The following is a 13727-nucleotide window of genomic DNA, read 5'->3' as shown; positions in this document are numbered from 1 at the left end:
TCATCGTGGGCAGCCTTGCTCCCACAGGTATTGCATCGCACTGGTGAAGCAAGCTTGCCTGCCCATGAGGTTGGGCTGCCCATCTGTCGGGGCAAGGCCTGATTTCACGCGGTTTGGCCTTGCAGTTGTGGGAGCAAGGCTTGCCCGCGATGGCTGCATCAAAGTGTTAGCCATTTGTTGTCTTATTGGTCAGCATTTTGCATTGATGCTGCACAGCCAACCTCACAACAAAATGGAGTTCGAGTTCATGCACAAACGCCCCTTGAAGAAGTTGCTTTGCGCCGTCGTCGCCGCCGTCGGCCTGGGCGCCGGCCTGAATGCCGGTGCCGCCGCCCCGCTGAAGGTCGGCTTCGTCTACATCGGCCCGATCGGCGACCACGGCTGGACCTATCAGCATGAACAAGGGCGCAAGGAGCTGGCGGCGAAATTCGGCGAGCAGATCACCACCAACTACGTGGAAAACGTGCCGGAGGGTGCCGACGCGGAGCGGGTGATCCGCAACATGGCCAAAGACAAATACGACCTGATCTTCACCACCTCCTTCGGCTACATGAACCCGACACTGAAAGTCGCCAAGCAGTTTCCAAAGGTGACCTTCGAACACGCCACTGGCTATAAGCAGGACAAGAACCTGGGCACGTACCTGGCTCGCACCTACGAGGGTCGCTACGTCGGTGGCTTCCTCGCGGCCAAGATGACCAAGACCAAAAAGATCGGTTATGTCGCCTCCTTCCCAATCCCGGAAGTCATCCGCGACATCAACGCCATCCAACTGGCCCTGAACAAGTACAACCCCGGTACCGAGATCAAAGTGGTGTGGGTCAACTCCTGGTTCGACCCGGGCAAGGAAGCCGACGCCGCCAACGCGCTGATCGACCAGGGCGTGGACGTGGTGTTCCAGCACACTGACAGCCCAGCGCCGATCCAGGCTGCCGAGCGACGCGGCGTCTATGCGGTGGGCTACGCTTCGGACATGGCTCACTTCGGTCCCAAGGCGGTGCTGACGTCCATCGTCAATGACTGGGGCCCGCATTACATCCAGGCGACCCAAAGCGTGATCGACCACAACTGGAAATCCCAGGACTACTGGGGTGGCCTGAAGGAAGGCACGGTGAAACTGCCGATCAGCGACCTGGTGCCGGCAGCGGTCAAGGGCGAGGCCAAGCAGATCATCGCTGACATTAAGAGCGGCGCCTTCCATCCGTTCACCGGCCCGATCAAAGACCAGGCCGGCGTCGAGAAAATCCCGGCGGGCGTGAGCGCCACCAACGCGGAGCTGGCGTCGATGAATTACTACGTCGAAGGCATGAAGGCTGAGATTCCCAAGTAACTGGCGATCAACACAAAACCCTGTGGGAGCGAGCCTGCTCGCGATAGCGCACTGACATTCAACATTGATGTCGACAGACAAATCACCTTCGCGAGCAAGCCCGCTCCCACAGGGATCTCCATTTTTAAGTCAGGAAAGCAGCATGAACAGCCTTCCCATCATCGACATAAGCCCGCTCTACGGCGAGAAGCCTGGCGCCTGGCAAACCGTCGCCGAGCAGATCGACCGTGCCTGCCGCCAATGGGGCTTTTTCTACATCAAGGGCCATCCCATCAGCCCGGCGCGCATCGCCGAGGTACTGGACAGCGCCCAACGCTTCTTCGCCCTGCCCGTCGAAGAAAAACTCAAGATCGACATCACCCAGACCCGCCACCATCGTGGTTATGGCGCCGTCGCCACCGAACAACTGGACCCGAGCAAGCCCAGCGACCTGAAGGAAACCTTCGACATGGGCCTGCACTTGCCAGCCGATCACCCCGACGTACTGGCGGAAAAACCCCTGCGCGGCCCCAACCGCCACCCGGACCTGATTGGCTGGGAAAGCTTGATGGAGCAGCATTACCGCGACATGCAGGCACTTGCGCAAACCCTGCTGCGGGCCATGACCCTGGCCCTGGGTATCGAACGCGGCTTTTTCGACACGCGCTTCAACGAACCGGTCAGCGTACTGCGCCTGATCCATTACCCGCCCCGCGACACCGGCGGTTGCGCCGAGCAACAAGGTGCCGGCGCCCATACCGACTACGGTTGCATCACCCTGCTCTACCAAGACGCCGCCGGCGGCCTGCAAGTGCGCAACGTCGACGGCCAGTGGATCGACGCGCCGCCCATCGACGGCACCTTCGTGGTCAACCTCGGCGACATGATGGCGCGCTGGAGCAACGACCGTTACCTGTCCACGCCGCATCGGGTCATCAGCCCACAGGGGGTGGACCGGTATTCGATGCCGTTCTTTGCCGAGCCGCACCCCGACACGTTGATCCAATGCCTGCCCGGTTGCCAGGATGATGCCCACCCGCCAAAGTACCCAACGACTACCTGCGCCGAATTCCTGCTGTCGCGCTTCGCTGACACCTATGCTTACCGGCGTGAGTCGCTCGCCGTGTAGTGGATCAGCCGGTCAGGTTTTACCCGACAGGACGGCCAGCGCCTGTAGAATGCCCGCCATCGATTCGCTGATGAGAAAAGACCATGTACGACTGGCTGAACGCCCTGCCCAAGGCTGAACTGCACCTGCACCTGGAAGGCTCGCTGGAGCCCGAGCTGCTGTTCGCCCTGGCCGAACGCAACAAGATCGCCCTGCCCTGGAGCGACGTCGACACCCTGCGCAAGGCCTATGCCTTCAACAATCTGCAGGAATTCCTCGACTTGTATTACCAGGGCGCCGATGTGCTGCGCACCTCCCAGGATTTCTACGACCTGACCTGGGCCTACCTGTTGCGTTGCAAGGCGCAGAACGTGATCCACACCGAACCGTTCTTCGACCCGCAGACCCACACCGACCGTGGTATCCCGTTCGAAGTCGTGCTCAACGGCATCGCCGCCGCCCTCAAGGACGGTGAGCAGCAACTGGGCATCACCAGCGGCCTGATCCTGAGTTTCCTGCGCCACCTGAGCGAAGAACAAGCCGAGAAAACCCTCGACCAGGCGCTGCCGTTCCGCGAGGCCTTCGTGGCCGTGGGCCTGGACAGTTCGGAAATGGGCCATCCACCGAGCAAGTTCCAGCGCGTATTCGACCGGGCGCGCAACGAAGGCTTCCTGACCGTCGCCCACGCCGGCGAAGAAGGCCCGCCCGAGTACATCTGGGAAGCCCTGGACCTGCTGAAGATCCAGCGCATCGACCATGGCGTGCGAGCCATCGAAGATGAGCGGCTGATGCAGCGAATCATCGAGGAGCAGATTCCGTTGACCGTGTGCCCGCTGTCCAACACCAAGCTGCGCGTGTTCGACGACATGTCACAACACAACATCCTCGACATGCTCGAACGCGGCGTGAAGGTGACGGTGAACTCCGATGACCCGGCGTACTTCGGCGGCTACGTCACCGAGAACTTCCACGCGCTGTACACCCACCTGGGCATGACCCAAGACCAGGCCAAGCGCCTGGCCCAGAACAGCCTGGATGCGCGGCTGGTAAAACCTTAAGCCTGACAATCAACCCTGAGGGAGCTCGCGCCCTCAGTTTTTTGATCGCTTGCAAATCCACGGTTGGACGCAGATCCAATTGTGGGAACGAGCCTGCTCGCGAAGGCGGAGTGTCAGTCAACATAGATGTTGAATGTCAGACCGCTATCGCGAGCAGGCTCGCTCCCACAAGGGCGATGGTGTTAATCGGCGACTATCGCTTCGCTCAACTCTTCCAACGTCTTGCCCCGCGTCTCCATCCCGAACAACCAGACCACCCCCGCTGCAACGGCGAAGCACAGCGCGCCCAAGGCGAATACGCCACCCTGGCCGGTGATGGGAAACACCAGCCCGGTCACCAGCGGGCCGAGCAGCGAACCGACGCGACCGACCGCCGAAGCAAAGCCAGAGCCCGTGGCCCGGGCCGAAGTAGGGTACAGCTCCGGCGTGTAGGTGTAGAGCACTGCCCACATGCCGAACAGGAAAAACTGCATCAGCAACCCGGTGCCGATCAACAGGCCGACGTTGCCGCCAAACACCGCGCTCTGCCCATACAGGAACGCCATCGCCCCGCCGCCCAGCAATGTGATGACGCACACCGGTTTGCGCCCCCAGCGTTCCACCAACCAGGCCGCCATCAAGAAACCGGGAATCCCGCCTAGGGAAATCAGCACGGTGTAATACACCGACTGGGTCACCGCGAACCCCGACTGCTGCAACAACGCGCTGAGCCAGGAGGTCAGGCCGTAGAAGCCGAGCAAGGCAAAGAACCAGACGCTCCAGATCATCATCGTGCGCTGGCGATACAGCGGTGACCAGATCTGCGCCAGGGCCGAAAAGAAATTGCCCGGCGTGCTCTCGACCCTTGGCAGGCGGATCGGTTCCGGCAGGTTCTGATGCCCCAGCGAGGCCCGGACCTTGTCTTCGATTCGCGTAAGCACCGCGTTCGCTTCGTCCCCCCGACCGGCCTGCTCCAGCCAGCGCGGCGACTCGGGAATGAAGAAACGAATCGCCAGGACAAACACCGCCGGCACCGCCAGCACCAGAAAGATGTCGCGCCAGCCGACCAGCGGCAGCAGGAAATACGACAGCACCCCCGCCGCCACAAAACCCAGCGGCCAGAAGCCATCCATCAAGGCGATGTAGCGGCCCCGACGCTTGGCCGGGATCAGTTCCGAAAGCATCGACTGGGCAATCGGAAACTCCATGCCCATGCCGATGCCGAGCAAGATACGAAACAGCGTCAAGGTCTCGATGTCCTGGGCCGTGGAACACAAGTAGCTGGCAATGCCCCACAACACGATGCTCCACTGGAACACCGGTTTGCGCCCGAAACGATCGGCCAACATGCCCGACAGCGACGCCCCCAGCACCATGCCGAAGAAGCTGGAGCTGGCGAGCAAACCGGCCTGGGCGGTGCTCAGACCGAACTCGGCTTTGATCGACCCCAACAGGAACGTCATCATCGCCAGGTCCATGGAGTCGAAGAAAAACGCCAGGGCGATGATGATGAAGATGACCCGGTGGTAACCGCTAATGGGTAACCGTTCCAATCGTTGCGCCGCGCTATAGCCGTGAATGTCCATGCTGCCTCCCCAATCCGATAATTCCCCGGACCGAGTGTGCGCGAACCTCACCGGTGGCTATTGCTGAATACGACCTGCCGACAGCCCTGAGCGACGCATCTGTAGCGTTCCCTAAATCGCCATCTCCACCGTGTCCTGCCGGGCGAACCGGTGGATTCCCTGCTGACCGAGCGTCGTCACCTGCAGGGCTCGCGAATCGTTGGGCAAGCTCAGCCATCCTGACTGCATGAACAGTTGCAGCAAGGCCGCCCCCAGCGCGCCCCCCAGGTGCGGACGACGCTCGCTCCAGTCCGGGCAGGCACAGGCGATGCGGGTGTTGCGATGGGCCAGGGCCTGGATGAACAGGCCACGTCCGGCCAGTTGATTGGCGCCTTTGTGGGTGACGATCACCCGCTGTTCGAACTGCTCGATCCACCCGGCGTCCAGCAGGCGCTGATACAGGTCCGCCGCCAGGGTGCCCCCTAGGTGATCGTCGCAAAGCCTGGCCCGCATCAACGAAGCGGGAGCCGACGGCGCCCTGCTCGGCATGACTCGGTGCTTGAAGACGTCCGGAATCTGTCGCGGCGTACTGACCAGCGTCGCGCTGGCCAGCGCTTCGACGGCAGCGCCGATTTCAGGTGCCGCCAGGCGGAAAAACCGCTTGCGGCCCCGGACTTCGACTTTCAACAGGCCGCCAGCGGACAGGCGCCCCAGATGCGCGTTGGCCGAGGACGGTGACAACCCGGCGAGCAACGCCAACTCCTCAGCCTGGCGGGCCGTACCGTCCATCAAGGCCCACATCATTGCGCTGCGCTTGGGGTCAGCCAGCAACGTGGCGATCTGGCTGATGCAAGGTGCATGTTCCATGTATTCACTCCCTGTTGAATCATTCGTCTACTGCTCTGGCGCAGGCGGCCGCTAGTATAAGCGGGGCGGTCGAGCTTTCCTGTCCTCCGGAAACCTTTAGAGGCGATTGTTCGTGAGGGAAAAGTCTCTATTTGCCCGCGACTAATGACCGCCCCCCGTCGAGAGTGGAAATCGAGCCGTCAATTCACCGCAGCGGGCCTGGAGCATGTCCCGCAAAAGGTTGATGGGTTTGCTCAATTGCGCCCGATGGGCACACAGCAGATTGAGGGGCGCGCGTTCGCATTGCAGGTGCGGCAAGAGGATTTTCAAGCGCCCGGCCAGCACGTCGGTGGACACATCCAGCCACGATTTATAGGCAATCCCGGCACCCGCCACCGCCCAGCGCCGCACCACATCGGCGTCGTCACTGAAACGGTCACCACTGACGGTGAGGCTCACTTCCCGTTTACCGTCATGAAACCCCCATCGGTCATGGACCCGGCTGCCAAGCATGTATAACAGGCAGTTGTGCTGGGCCAACTGTTCCAGCTGATAGGGTTCACCCTGGCGAGCCAGATAGTCCGGCGATGCGCACAACACCCGGCGGTTATCCGCGGCAATGGGCAGGGCGACCAGGCTCGAATCTTCCGGATCGCCATAACGCAAAGCGATGTCCACCGGCGGCTTGAACAGGTCGGCCATGCGATCACCCAGCAACAGCCGCACCGTCAGCCCGGGGTGCTCACGCTGGAACGCATCCAACCAGGGCAGCAGCAGGTTGCGCCCCAAGTCCGACGGTGCGGACAACTGCAACACCCCACTGACCTGATCCTGGCCGCTGGTTAACAACCGCCGGCCTTCGTCAAGGCTGCTCAATGCGGCACGGGCATATTCGAGAAAGCCCTCTCCTTCGGCCGTCAGGCGCAGGCTACGGGTAGAACGGGCCAACAGCCGCGCGCCAAGGTGCTGCTCGATCCGTTTCAACGCGGCACTGGCCACCGCCGCCGACAGGTCCATGACCCTGGCTGCAGCCGAGAGACTGCCCAGGTCCGCCGCCCGGACAAACAACTGCAAGTCATCGAAGCGAAGCATGACGACCCCATTATCAAAAAACTGTTGAAAGAGCCTGTTCTTTTAGCCGGTTTTATCTCGACGATAAATAGCTAAACATGGCCTTCATCGAACTCACCTCACGGAACCGCTCCATGAAAGCCATCGCCTACTACCACTCGCTGCCCATCACCGACCCGCAATCGCTCCAGGACATCGAGCTCCAGGAGCCGGTCGCCGACCCCAGGGACCTGCTGGTGGAGGTCAAGGCTATTTCGGTCAACCCGGTGGACACCAAGGTCCGCCAGAACGTCCAGCCCGAAGACGGCGCAGCCAAGATTCTGGGCTGGGACGTAGCCGGCGTGGTCAAGGCGGTGGGCAGCGAAGTCACGCTGTTCAAGGCCGGGGACAAGGTGTTCTATGCTGGCTCCATCGCCCGCGCCGGCGGCAACAGCGAGCGGCACGTGGTGGATGAGCGCATCGTCGGCCACATGCCCAAGACCCTTGGTTTCGCCGAAGCAGCAGCGTTACCGCTGACGGCCATTACCGCCTGGGAGTTGTTGTTCGAGCGCCTGCAAATCCAGGAAGGCCAGGACGATCTGGGCCAAAGCCTGTTGATCGTCGGCGCTGCGGGAGGCGTGGGTTCGATCCTGACGCAACTGGCCAGCCAACTCACCGGGCTGAAGGTGATTGGCACCGCGTCCCGTGCGCTGACCCAGGATTGGGTGCACAGTCTGGGTGCCGACCGGGTGATCGACCACAGCCAGCCATTGAGCGAAGTGTTGAAAGAAGCGGGCCAGCCCCAGGTGACTCACGTCGCCAGCCTGACCCAGACCGACCAGCACCTGGACCAACTGGTCGAAGCCCTCGCGCCTCAGGGCAAATTGGCGCTGATCGACGATCCCAAGGCGCTGGACGTGACCAAGCTCAAGCGCAAGAGCCTGTCGTTGCATTGGGAATTCATGTACACCCGCTCGCTGTTCGAGACGGCCGACATGCTTGAACAGCACAAGCTGCTCAACCGGGTGGCCGCCCTGATCGACGCCGGCACGCTGAAGACCACGGTTGGCGAGCATTTCGGCACCATCAACGCCGAGAACCTGCGCCGGGCGCATGCCTTGCTGGAAAGCGGCAAGTCCAAGGGCAAGATTGTGCTCGCGGGCTTCTGACGGCACATCAACCCCGCTGAGCGCTGTAGGAGCTGGCGAGAGCAACGAGACTGCGATCTTTCCACCGCCAATTGAATCCCAGGCAGAAGCTCAAAAGATCGCAGGCTTCGCCAGCGCCTACAGAAACCAGCGGGAGCCAGCTCCCTCGCCACAGGTGTTGCATTAACTTGGGAGTGCACCGTCAGTCCGAGAGTTGATCCTTGTCACAATTGCGATCGCATTCGGGTCTACACTCGAGGCCTTTGCAACGCAATCTTTTCGTGAGGAGGTCAGCAATGAAGATCCTGATAAAAGAAGTGGCAAAATCCCAATGGCAAGTGCGCCTTGACCAGCACGTCGTCACCTTCCGTACCGAGGCCGAAGCCCAAGCCTTCGCCAGCACCCTGCAAACGCGTATCCTCGCGCCCCATCATTTCCCCGAACAGCAGCAGCGCGCGGCCAGCTGAGTCAACCCTCGCGACTGGCCTGGGCCAGCGCCCGGGCATTTTGCAAGCGACGGGTCAGCGTCGCTGCGCCCACCACCAACAGCCCGCAAAGGCTGATGACCAGCGCCATTGGCACGGCGGTGCCGTCATGCAGCGCCGCCACCAACGCGGCTGCCCCGGCGGCCACCGAAAACTGCAGGCATCCCAGCATCGCCGAAGCACTACCGGCCCGGGCGCCCTGCCCATTCATGGCGCAAGCCGAGGCGTTGGGAAGGATGCACCCCAGGCTGGCGATGCAGATAAACAGCGGAACCAGCAGCGGCCACAACTGCGCAGGTTGCAATGAACTGACGGCCAGCAGGCTCAACCCTGCGCCCAGGTAGACCCATACCGCGCGGCTCAGCAGGAACGCCGGCCCGCGCTTGGACAGCAGCCGGGCGTTGACCTGGGCAACCAGGATGAAGCCCGCCGCGTTGGTGCCGAACAGCCAACCGAAGTGTTCGGTCGGTACACCGTAGAGCTTGATGAAGACGAAAGGCGAACCGGCGATGTAGGCAAACATCCCAGCGATAGCGATGCCCCCCGTCAGCGCATGGCCGAGGAAAACCGCGTCGGTCAATAACCGGCCATATTGGCGCAACGCCCCCGACAACGGTTGCCGAGGCACATAGTCCGGCAAGCTTTCCGGCAGCCACAAGGCCACCGCCGTCGACGCCAATGCGCTGAACACCGTCAGAGCAATGAAAATTGACTGCCAGCCATGCAGGTTCACCAGCAACCCGCCCAACATCGGCGCGAGAATCGGCGCCAGGCCCATCACCAGCATCAACTGCGAAAACACCTTGGCCGAACCCACCGCGTCGCATTTGTCGCTGACCACCGCCCGGGAAATCACCATCCCGGCGCATCCCCCCAGGGCCTGGACGAAGCGTGCACCGATCAGCCATTCCAGGCTCGGCGCGAAGGCGCAGGCCAGGGAGGCCAGGGTGAACAGGCCGACGCCGGTCAACAGCGGAATGCGCCGTCCGAACCGATCCGCCACCGGCCCATAGGCCAGTTGCCCGATGGACAAGCCGAGGAAATAAGCCGCCAGGGTCAACTGGATGTGTTTTTCATCGGTACCGAAGGTTGTGGCCATCGCCGGAAAGGCAGGCAGGTAGAAGTCGATCGCCAAGGGACCGAAAGCGCTCAAGGCGCCAAGAATCAGAATGGTGCGAAGGTTCATCGGGCGTCCAGCTCAGGCGTCGTTCGACAGCCCGACAGTCTAGCCGGGCCGGGCGCTCTTGAACATTCCGATAGGTCGCTAACGATTAAAAATGTCAGGCTACACTGGCCTCATAGCCTTCCTCCTTGATGGCCTCGACCACGGCATCGGCCGGCAGCGAACTCTGGACCTGGACGGTCCTGGTGCCCAGGTCGACGCGCACGTCGGCCGCCGGGTCCTTGGCCTGGACAGCCTGGGTGATGGCCTTGACGCAGTGACCGCAGGACATGCCCTGGACATTGAAAGTTTGCATGAGATAACTCCTTGGGATTGAGGTTGTCAGCAGTCTCAGGCTTACCATCATGACAAGGTCAAGTTCTGACAGAAACTGCCGGGCTGGTAATCAGCATCGCGCTCAGCCAAGCTGCACACATCAAGGATTTAACACCGGAGGTTCAGCCATGCGCTGGTCAGCGTTCAGCCTGTTTTGCATGCTCGGTTTTTCAGCGGTCGCGCCCCAGGCATCGGCCGTCGGCGAAGACTACGGTGTGCTGATCATTTCTCGCGAGCGCCTGGAAGTGGCGACCAACTGCGAAATCGGCGTCTACATCCAGGATCAGCTCTCGGCCAGGCTGTTCCAGGAGCAAAGCACCTCGTTCAACCTGCCGCCGGGCCAGGTTTCCTTGCGCCTGAAATTGCTCCCGGGACAGGCGCCGGGGTGCAACCCGGGCATGCTCGCGCCAGGGTCGCAGAACATCACGCTCAGGGCCGGTGGCATTCTGAAGTTCCGCATCGCCATGAATGAACAAGGCATGTACCTCAAGCAGGCTGGGCTCGGTTACTGACACGCCGCTGGCCCCTGTGGGCAAGCTCGGTGGGAGCAAAGCCAGCTTCCCAATGAGGGATCGGCAGCGCTTTTTGGATTGGCGCTTGACCTTGCCAGCATGGCAAGGTTGATCCTGTAGTCATTCACTACAGGGAGCCTGACCGATGTCCGAATCCACCACGTTCGATCTACCGATCGCCGGCATGACCTGCGCCAGTTGCGCCGGGCGGGTCGAGCGGGCCTTGAGCAAAGTCACCGGCACCCGCGCCGTCAGTGTGAACCTGGCAACTGAACTGGCGCGTGTGCAGGCCCCCGAAGGCAGCCTTGCGGCCTTGATGCAGGCCGTCGAACAGGCTGGCTATAGCGTCCCCGTGCAAACCCTGGAGCTGAACATCGACGGGATGACCTGCGCCTCCTGTGTCGGCCGGGTCGAACGCGCTTTGGGCAAGGTCGACGGTGTGAACAGGGTCAGCGTCAACCTTGCCAATGAGCGGGCCCACCTCGAACTGCTCGGCCAGGTGCGTCCGCAAACCCTGATCGATGCGGTCAAGCGCGCCGGCTATGACGCCACTGTCTGGCAAGCCGAACAGTCCGCTGACACGCAGGCCAACCGTCTGAACCGTGAACGCCTGGTATTGGTGCTGGCGATTGTGCTGGCCATGCCGCTGGTGCTGCCGATGCTGCTGCAGCCGTTCGGCGTGCATTGGATGCTTCCGGCCTGGGCACAGTTCGCCCTGGCGACGCCGGTGCAATTCATCTTCGGTGCGCGTTTCTACGTCGCCGCCTTCAAGGCCGTGCGGGCCGGTGCCGGAAACATGGACCTGCTCGTGGCCCTGGGCACGAGCGCCGGCTACGGTTTGAGCGTTTATGAATGGGCAATCGCCCGCCCTGGCAGCATGCCACACCTGTATTTCGAAGCCTCGGCCGTAGTGATTGCCCTGGTCCTGCTCGGCAAATACCTGGAAAGCCGTGCCAAGCGACAAACCGCCAGCGCCATCCGCGCCCTCGAAGCCTTGCGCCCGGAACGGGCGATCCAGGTGATCGATGGCCAGGAGCGGGATGTTGCCATTAGCGCCCTGCGCTTGAATGACCTGGTCCTGGTCAAGCCCGGCGAACGCTTCCCGGTGGACGGCGAAGTACTGGAAGGCCAGAGCCACGCCGATGAAGCGCTGATCAGCGGCGAAAGCCTGCCGGTACCCAAGCAGCCCGGCGACAAAGTCACCGGCGGCGCCATCAACGGCGAAGGCCGGCTGCTGGTACGCACGCAGGCCCTGGGTACCGAAACCGTCCTGGCGCGCATCATCCGTCTGGTGGAAGACGCTCAGGCCGCCAAGGCCCCGATCCAGAAGCTGGTGGATAAAGTCAGCCAGGTGTTCGTACCCGTGGTGCTGCTGCTGGCCCTGGCGACGTTGATCGGCTGGTGGCTGTACGGTGCGCCACTGGAAACCGCGCTGATCAACGCCGTCGCCGTGCTGGTGATCGCCTGCCCCTGCGCCCTGGGCCTGGCGACGCCCACGGCGATCATGGCCGGCACCGGCGTGGCCGCACGCCACGGGATTCTGATCAAGGATGCCGAGGCCCTGGAGCGCGCCCATGAAGTCAACACCGTCGTGTTCGACAAGACCGGCACCCTGACGTCCGGCACGCCGCGCATCGCCCACATGACGGCCTTGGAGGGTGATGAAGACGCACTGCTGAAAATGGCCGGCGCCCTGCAACGCGGCAGTGAGCACCCCCTCGCCAAAGCCGTGTTGGACACCTGCGCCGAGCGCGGCCTGGAGGTGGCGGATGTCAGCGACAGCCAGTCCCTGGCTGGACGCGGTATCGCCGGCAGCCTCGACGGACGCCGCCTGGCCCTGGGCAATCGACGCCTGCTGGACGAACTGGGCCTGGCCCCCGGTTCGCTGGCCGAGTCGGCACAGGCTTGGGAAACCGAAGGCCGCACGTTGTCCTGGTTGATCGAACAAGGCGCGCCGCCTCGGGTGCTGGGCCTGTTCGCCTTCGGTGACACGCTCAAGCCCGGTGCCCTCGCCGCGGTACAGGCCTTGAATGAACAGCACATCGCCAGCCACTTACTCACCGGCGACAACCAAGGCAGCGCCCGGGTGGTGGCCCAGGCGCTGGGGATCTCCAATGTCCATGCCGAGGTATTGCCAGCGGATAAATCCGCCATCGTCCAACAATTGAAGCGCCATTCGGTGGTGGCGATGGTGGGCGACGGCATCAACGACGCCCCAGCCCTGGCCGCCGCCGACATCGGCATTGCCATGGGCGGCGGCACCGACGTGGCGATGCATGCCGCGGGCATCACCCTCATGCGCGGCGATCCGCGACTGGTGCCGGCGGCGCTGGACATCAGCCGCAAGACCTACGCCAAGATCCGCCAGAACCTATTCTGGGCGTTCGTCTATAACTTGATCGGCATCCCTCTGGCGGCGTTCGGTTTTCTCAACCCGGTGCTGGCCGGCGCGGCCATGGCGCTGTCGAGCGTCAGCGTGGTAAGCAATGCATTACTGTTGAAGTTCTGGACACCCAAGCAGCTGGAGGACAAGCGATGAACATCGGCCAAGCGGCCCGCCAGAGCGGCCTGAGCGCGAAGATGATCCGCTATTACGAATCCATCGGCCTGCTCAAGGCCGCCCATCGTACCGACAGCGGCTATCGGATCTACGGCGCCGATGACCTGCACACTCTGGCCTTTATCAAGCGCTCCCGCGACTTGGGGTTTTCCCTGGAAGAGGTCGGCAAACTGCTGACCCTCTGGCAAGACCGCCAACGCGCCAGCGCCGACGTCAAGGCCCTGGCCCGGCAGCACATCGATGAACTGAACCAGAAAATCCGCGAGCTGGCCGAGCTGCGCGACACCCTGCAAGACCTGGTAGAGCACTGCCACGGCGACCACCGCCCGGATTGCCCGATCCTCAAGGAACTGGCGTCGGGGTGTTGCCAGAGTTGATGCCCAGCGCCAATCCCCTGTGGGAGCGAGCTTGCTCGCGATGACGGCGGCACATTCAACATCGATGCAAGCTGATCCACCGCTATCGCGAGCAAGCTCGCTCCCACAGGAGAAACGCGATCACCCAGAACCAGGTCGGCTATCAGGCCGCCTCGCGGTGGACGTTGATCTCGGGCGCCCCGTTAACCACGATGGCTGAACGAAGGTGTTGCGCAGTGGGCACCTCGGCATG

13 protein-coding genes are annotated in these 13727 nt (G+C 62.6%); 8 read left to right on the top strand and 5 right to left on the bottom strand.

The genetic code is table 11. The features are described 5' to 3' along the window. The first annotated feature begins 247 nt into the window (after positions 1–247). From AACY42_RS08565 to AACY42_RS08555, 3 genes are all read left to right on the top strand, one after another. Positions 248–1330 carry a BMP family ABC transporter substrate-binding protein gene (locus AACY42_RS08565; protein WP_339478579.1) on the top strand — a complete coding sequence of 361 codons (1083 nt, stop codon included), beginning with the start codon at positions 248–250 and terminating at the stop codon, positions 1328–1330. Between the two features lie 142 nt (positions 1331–1472). Then, entirely contained in the window at positions 1473–2438 is a 966-nt protein-coding gene (locus tag AACY42_RS08560) for a 2-oxoglutarate and iron-dependent oxygenase domain-containing protein (RefSeq protein WP_339478577.1), read from the top strand. 83 nt (positions 2439–2521) lie between these two features. After that, positions 2522–3475 carry an adenosine deaminase gene (locus AACY42_RS08555; protein ID WP_339478575.1) on the top strand — a complete coding sequence of 318 codons (954 nt, stop codon included), beginning with the start codon at positions 2522–2524 and terminating at the stop codon, positions 3473–3475. 182 nt (positions 3476–3657) lie between these two features. Here AACY42_RS08555 and AACY42_RS08550 read toward each other — a convergent pair whose 3' ends face one another. The 3 genes from AACY42_RS08550 to AACY42_RS08540 form a co-directional block, all read right to left on the bottom strand. Continuing rightward, positions 3658–5040: an MFS transporter gene (locus AACY42_RS08550; RefSeq protein WP_339478573.1), complete on the bottom strand. Its 1383-nt coding sequence runs from the start codon at positions 5038–5040 to the stop codon at positions 3658–3660. Positions 5041–5151: 111 nt separating this feature from the next. After that, a complete protein-coding gene (locus AACY42_RS08545; RefSeq protein WP_339478572.1) occupies positions 5152–5886 on the bottom strand; it encodes an ArsR/SmtB family transcription factor in 735 nt (244 codons plus the stop codon). Positions 5887–6027: 141 nt separating this feature from the next. Beyond that, positions 6028–6957, bottom strand: coding sequence for a LysR family transcriptional regulator (locus AACY42_RS08540; protein WP_339478570.1), 930 nt, complete (start codon positions 6955–6957; stop codon positions 6028–6030). 113 nt (positions 6958–7070) lie between these two features. Here AACY42_RS08540 and AACY42_RS08535 point away from each other — a divergent pair, with 113 nt between their 5' ends. Beyond that, positions 7071–8084 carry a zinc-binding alcohol dehydrogenase family protein gene (locus AACY42_RS08535; protein ID WP_339478569.1) on the top strand — a complete coding sequence of 338 codons (1014 nt, stop codon included), beginning with the start codon at positions 7071–7073 and terminating at the stop codon, positions 8082–8084. 275 nt (positions 8085–8359) lie between these two features. Next, positions 8360–8530, top strand: coding sequence for a hypothetical protein (locus AACY42_RS08530; protein WP_339478567.1), 171 nt, complete (start codon positions 8360–8362; stop codon positions 8528–8530). Between the two features lies 1 nt (position 8531). On the opposite strand, the gene AACY42_RS08525 is transcribed toward AACY42_RS08530, so the two are convergent. Then, complete coding sequence (locus AACY42_RS08525) at positions 8532–9734, bottom strand: multidrug effflux MFS transporter (RefSeq protein ID WP_339478566.1); 1203 nt, start codon at positions 9732–9734, stop codon at positions 8532–8534. Between the two features lie 94 nt (positions 9735–9828). Further along, positions 9829–10026: a heavy-metal-associated domain-containing protein gene (locus tag AACY42_RS08520; protein WP_339478565.1), complete on the bottom strand. Its 198-nt coding sequence runs from the start codon at positions 10024–10026 to the stop codon at positions 9829–9831. Positions 10027–10174: 148 nt separating this feature from the next. Here AACY42_RS08520 and AACY42_RS08515 point away from each other — a divergent pair, with 148 nt between their 5' ends. The 3 genes from AACY42_RS08515 (at position 10175) to cueR (ending at position 13495) form a co-directional block, all read left to right on the top strand. Continuing rightward, entirely contained in the window at positions 10175–10558 is a 384-nt protein-coding gene (locus AACY42_RS08515) for a hypothetical protein (RefSeq protein ID WP_339478563.1), read from the top strand. Positions 10559–10703: 145 nt separating this feature from the next. Beyond that, the gene (locus AACY42_RS08510) at positions 10704–13097 is read left to right on the top strand and encodes a heavy metal translocating P-type ATPase (protein WP_339478561.1); all 2394 of its coding nucleotides are present in this window, start codon (positions 10704–10706) and stop codon (positions 13095–13097) included. Then, a complete protein-coding gene (gene cueR, locus AACY42_RS08505) occupies positions 13094–13495 on the top strand; it encodes a Cu(I)-responsive transcriptional regulator (protein ID WP_339478560.1) in 402 nt (133 codons plus the stop codon). Before AACY42_RS08510 ends, cueR begins: the two co-directional genes overlap by 4 nt. Positions 13496–13727: the final 232 nt, after the last annotated feature.

The sequence above is a fragment of the Pseudomonas sp. RL_5y_Pfl2_73 genome (assembly GCF_963970515.1).
Lineage (GTDB): Bacteria > Pseudomonadota > Gammaproteobacteria > Pseudomonadales > Pseudomonadaceae > Aquipseudomonas.
The sequence above is the reverse complement of the archived record's forward strand: the minus strand, read 5'-3'. Positions and strand labels throughout refer to the sequence as shown.